The sequence below is a fragment of the Pseudotabrizicola sp. genome (genome assembly GCF_030684215.1).
Classification (GTDB): domain Bacteria; phylum Pseudomonadota; class Alphaproteobacteria; order Rhodobacterales; family Rhodobacteraceae; genus Pseudotabrizicola.
In genome coordinates, this window is sequence record NZ_JAUXOV010000053.1 from 1 (window position 1) to 4521 (window position 4521).

3 protein-coding genes and 1 pseudogene are annotated in these 4521 nt (G+C 53.6%); all 4 read left to right on the forward strand.

Translation table 11 applies throughout. The features are described 5' to 3' along the window. Window positions 1-119 (forward strand): annotated as a pseudogene (locus Q8K08_RS10580) (IS5/IS1182 family transposase); the annotation flags it as partial. Window positions 120-636: 517 nt separating this feature from the next. After that, window positions 637-912 carry a YecR family lipoprotein gene (gene yecR / locus Q8K08_RS10585; RefSeq protein ID WP_305250038.1) on the forward strand — a complete coding sequence of 92 codons (276 nt, stop codon included), beginning with the start codon at window positions 637-639 and terminating at the stop codon, window positions 910-912. A 328-nt stretch (window positions 913-1240) separates the two neighbouring features. Beyond that, a complete protein-coding gene (locus tag Q8K08_RS10590) occupies window positions 1241-1558 on the forward strand; it encodes a hypothetical protein (RefSeq protein WP_305250039.1) in 318 nt (105 codons plus the stop codon). A gap of 294 nt (window positions 1559-1852) precedes the next feature. After that, window positions 1853-4060 carry a P-loop NTPase fold protein gene (locus tag Q8K08_RS10595; RefSeq protein ID WP_305250040.1) on the forward strand — a complete coding sequence of 736 codons (2208 nt, stop codon included), beginning with the start codon at window positions 1853-1855 and terminating at the stop codon, window positions 4058-4060. Window positions 4061-4521 lie beyond the last annotated feature (461 nt).

Consider the following 4521-nt stretch of genomic DNA (forward strand, 5'->3'; position numbering starts at 1 on the left):
TCGAGATCATGTTCGGAAGGCTCAAGGACTGGCGACGAGTGGCAACGCGCTACGACAGATGCCCGAAGGTCTTCCTCTCCGCTGTCGCCCTGGCCGCAACCGTCCTCTTCTGGCTTTGATCATCAATGAGTCTGGAGCCTAGTAGATGAGAGGACGGACGATGATATCCATGCGTTCATTATCAGTCGGGTATGCTGATCCGGACATCTTACTTTCACGCCCCCTGTTAGGCTATGGGGTCGGGTATGGCTAAGAAAACCGCAGCAAATTGCGGTCATAGGCCTCAACCCCCTAGCCGCGCTGAGCCACCGACGGCTCAAGCTGGCCCCGCCAACGCTCACAGGCGGCACCCGCTCCGCCTCGCCCACCGCCTGCGTCGCAACAGTGCTATAATCTCGATCGGGCTCGAGCCGAGTTCATACGGCACCCACCTACATGGGCGTTGATGCTGGACACATCAAACCGTGGCATCAAAGACGTAGCCAAAATCCGAGCGCGCTTTGCCCATCTCGACGGGAAAAGAAGTTCTTTCGCAGGCGGTCAGGTCAGCCGCGCCCCTCAAACACCGCATTTCTGTCACCATGCTGCCGTGGCGAGCGTATGTCCTCGCCTCGAATGATTTTCGCTGGAGTGCCCATGAAGAACCCATTTCTGATGTTTGTTAGTTTACTGGCTCTGGCAGCTTGCAACGTGCCGACAACCATCGCTCCCGTTGGCGGCAGTCGGGCCGATGGCGTGGTTGTCATCGGCTCGAACCAGCCGCATGATGCGCAATCCCTTGGTGTGGCAATCCAGACCTGCAAGGGATGGGGCTATCAAGGGGCCGCGCCGTTCTCGGGCGTCACAGTCCATCCGCAAAATATTGCGGGAACATCTGTGGAATGGCGTCAGAACTACCAGTGCACCGTGTGATTTTACCGACATGTTGCACGGCCCATTGGATCCCCAGTCACCGATTTTGGCACTGTATCGCCGACCTCATTCTGGGAAGCGACTCAGCGGCATAGAACCAACTCCACCAGCCGGGACGCGGTCCCATCGCTCGGAATTGTCCTTTACACAGATGGAGATCGACATGTCCGAACAAAACCCCCCGAATGGCCCATCTACCACCGGAAGCCCCTCAGGCAGTGGCCGTGGCAACAACCCGCCCGGCGGCAAATGACAACCAACGCATGCGCAGGGTCCTCACTGGCCCTGCGCATGCGGCTATCCTGAATCGCTGTTCTAGGAGTCTCCCGTGACCTCATTACCCAATGCTTCGCAAACGCTCCTCAAGGTGGCATCCTTGTTTGACTCGCCTGGATGGCAGGCCGCCGAACGCACCCGGTTCGCTACTCTGGATATGCGATTCGAGACGCTTCGACTGCGAGGCGCTGATCTTGTCACGATCATCTGTGACGCACTGTCCATGTCGCCAAATTCACCATTGTGGCATGACTTTGCCCTTCATGTATCGTTATTAGGCAAGCATCTCGACGCGCATGCGATGCATACCTCCACCTTCGGGGCCGATGCGCGTCAAATCTTGTGGACGCTGTTTGGCAATAAACAGTGACAAGACCAGGGCCGGGCACGTCGACCCGCGGGTCGCCTTCGCAAGGGGCGGACAGCCACCGTTTGCCGCACTCAGATCGAACAGCCGGAAAGCGTATGTGTAGAACGTGCTGCTTGGGTCATGTGAACTTTGCAATTGATATGATTTGGTAGGCGACTAGGCTAACTGAATAGTTTGATGGCATTTGACATTCGCTCTCAAGAAGGGTCACGCTCACACTCCCCGGGTCCCAGTTTTTGTGCTTGCATTTGGGCACTTAGGTGTAGGGGAGTAGTGGCAACCGCTGGAGTGCTCATGGCTATCGAATTGGATTCAGACCGCGCCCTTGCAGACGAGACCGAAGATCGCTTCGGCTTTGTGGGTATGGCCAGACGCCTTGCGCCGTCAATTATTGAGGCATCAAAGGGCGACGGTATGGTCGTAGGACTGGAAGGGCGATGGGGGTCCGGGAAAACTTCATTACTGAACTTCCTTCGCAAAGAACTAAAAGCAGCTGAATCTGAAAAGATCCACACTATAACGGTCGCTCCGTGGCTAAATGGCGACTCAGCTACCTTGGTGATGTCACTACTGGGGCCGATAGCAGATAAACTCGAAAGCAGAGAGGCAGAACTATCACAAAATAAGGGAATCCTAGGGAATTTCAGCCGAAAGAAGGCAAGTGAAGTCCGGGCGCTGATCAGCCTTTACGGCCAGAAAACAGCGCGGAGATTGGCGCCTCTCGCCAGTCTGGCAGGCCATTTCATGCCCGGGGCTCAAGTTGCCGCTGGTGCTCTGAAAGCCGGTGGTGATGCGCTAGAGATGCTTTCGGGCAGTGAGGCCACGCCCTCGGAACTCAAGAGGCAAATTTCCGAAAAGATCGCTGCGCTAGACGTGGGATTTGTGGTTATTCTGGACGATCTTGATCGCCTCGAGCCCGAGCAAGCCGTCGAAGTTGTTCGGCTTGTTCGCTCTGTCGCGGACTTTCCGAAAGTTGCATACCTCATGTGTTATGATCGCGAAGTTTTAGCAAAAGCCTTGAAAACGGGCCTCAAGGTTCACGATGGTGATTTGTTCCTGCAAAAGATCGTTCAGCTGACCTTCGCCATTCCCCTTCCAGAGCCTTTTGACCTACGAACACACTTTCGAAATGAAGCAGAAGCCATTTTCGTGGAAGTGAACGGTACAGCCCCAGATGGCGAGCTGTTGGAAGATCTGGCTTCAGCCGTAGATCGCGAGGGTATGGGGTTGAGCACACCGAGAGAGGTGAAGCTCGCCCTTAACGGCATACGGTTTGTCTACCCCTCCATAGCCAATGATGTCTATTTTCCAGATTTTTGCCGCCTTCACCTGATCAAGACCACGAACTTCAAGCTTTATAAGTGGCTGGAGGAATATCTGTCGGTCCGTTCAATATTGGTGACAGGTGACGGTTCGATCACAAATGATTCAAAGAAAACTTTAGGCACAGTCCTTCAGAAGCTCTTGCCATCCGAGGAGATCGGTGCGGCGCAATCAATATGGGCTTTGAAACAATTCATTCCAGGTGTTCGGAAAAATAAGGAAGCGTCAAAGCGAGTGTTTTCCGAGGTTTCGCTCAGGGAGGCAGGCGATGCAATTGATCTAAAGCGTCTCGGAAGTCCCCTACACTACCGCTATTACTTTGCCCTGACAGGTCCCAAAACGGTTATGCGAGATGACGATTTCAACGAGCTCCTTGAGTTTGCGAGATCAGATTTACCCTCTTTGAAGGCACGGCTCGAACATTACGCAAGAAGCCTTCGCTTATCGGATAGAACGTGGTTCGAGCATATTTTGGACCGGCTCGATGACTCCCGCGTCACCAAGTTGGACAAAGAAACTGTGGCTGGGATTGTTCTGGCAATGTCCGATACCATGGACTCCGTCATCGCGACCGATAACAAACCACGCGCATTTGCCTTTTCCGTTGTGAGCACCGCTGTGCGCGTGGCCGAGCGTTGCTTAGCTCGATTAAGGACCATTGACCAGGAAACCTTCGAGACGGTCTCAAAAGAAGTGGCTGAAAACGGCACTGCATTGAACTGGCTTGTGGGACACTTCTTCAGAGACCAAATGTGGGACCATGGTAGGGTTGGAAACCGACCAAGCCAGCCTGGGCAATGGGTCTTCACTGATGATTTCCTTGATGTGCTTATGGACATCATGAGAGGGCGGCTTTCATCAATTGAGGTGCAAGAAAGAATCGCTGAAATGCCCAACGTTTCGACATTCCTGTTCGGGTGGCGTGACATATCGGGCGAAGCCGAGGCGCGAGATTGGGTGGCGAAATACAGTGCTACCAATGAAGGCTTTCTTTCTATCCTCAATCATCTTCGTAGTTGGGCCATGAGTGACAGGGTCTATTACCCGCTGCAAAAATCATCCATCGAGGCGTTCTTCGATTTCGATAGTACTGTTGCCAGACTGGCAGCACTTCGAGAAAGCGCAAATGGCGATTTGGTTCGAGAATTGGAGACAGCCATGGAGCAAGCGCGCCACTAGTGTTCGCCACCTGACACAAGATACCCTATGACTGCTTGGAGTCCATCAGCGACATTCAGGCACATCGCAGCATGGACGGCGCATTTGTCCGAAACTCTAAGAAACGAATTTAGCGTGCCAGAATTGTGCGGGATCACGGCCCGATCCACCCAGTTCAAGGCTCTTGCGTGGCCGCAGACCGCGCTCGGGGCAGAAAACCCTTGTCCAGAAAGCAGATTCGGGTGAGTTTGACGCCAGACAACAGACCACTTGGATTGTGCCTGACAATTGGATGCAATAAATGACAACCACAATTATTATTTTACTCATTGCTCTGATTACAATTATACTCCTTAAAAGAAGATCTAGGCTCCAGACCCATTGATTTCAGGTTGTTGGCGTGATTCAGGCTCCGCAAGGAGACCGATCCATGAGCAACCTCTACTGGCTGACTGACGAGCAGATGGCTCGGCTTAAACCCT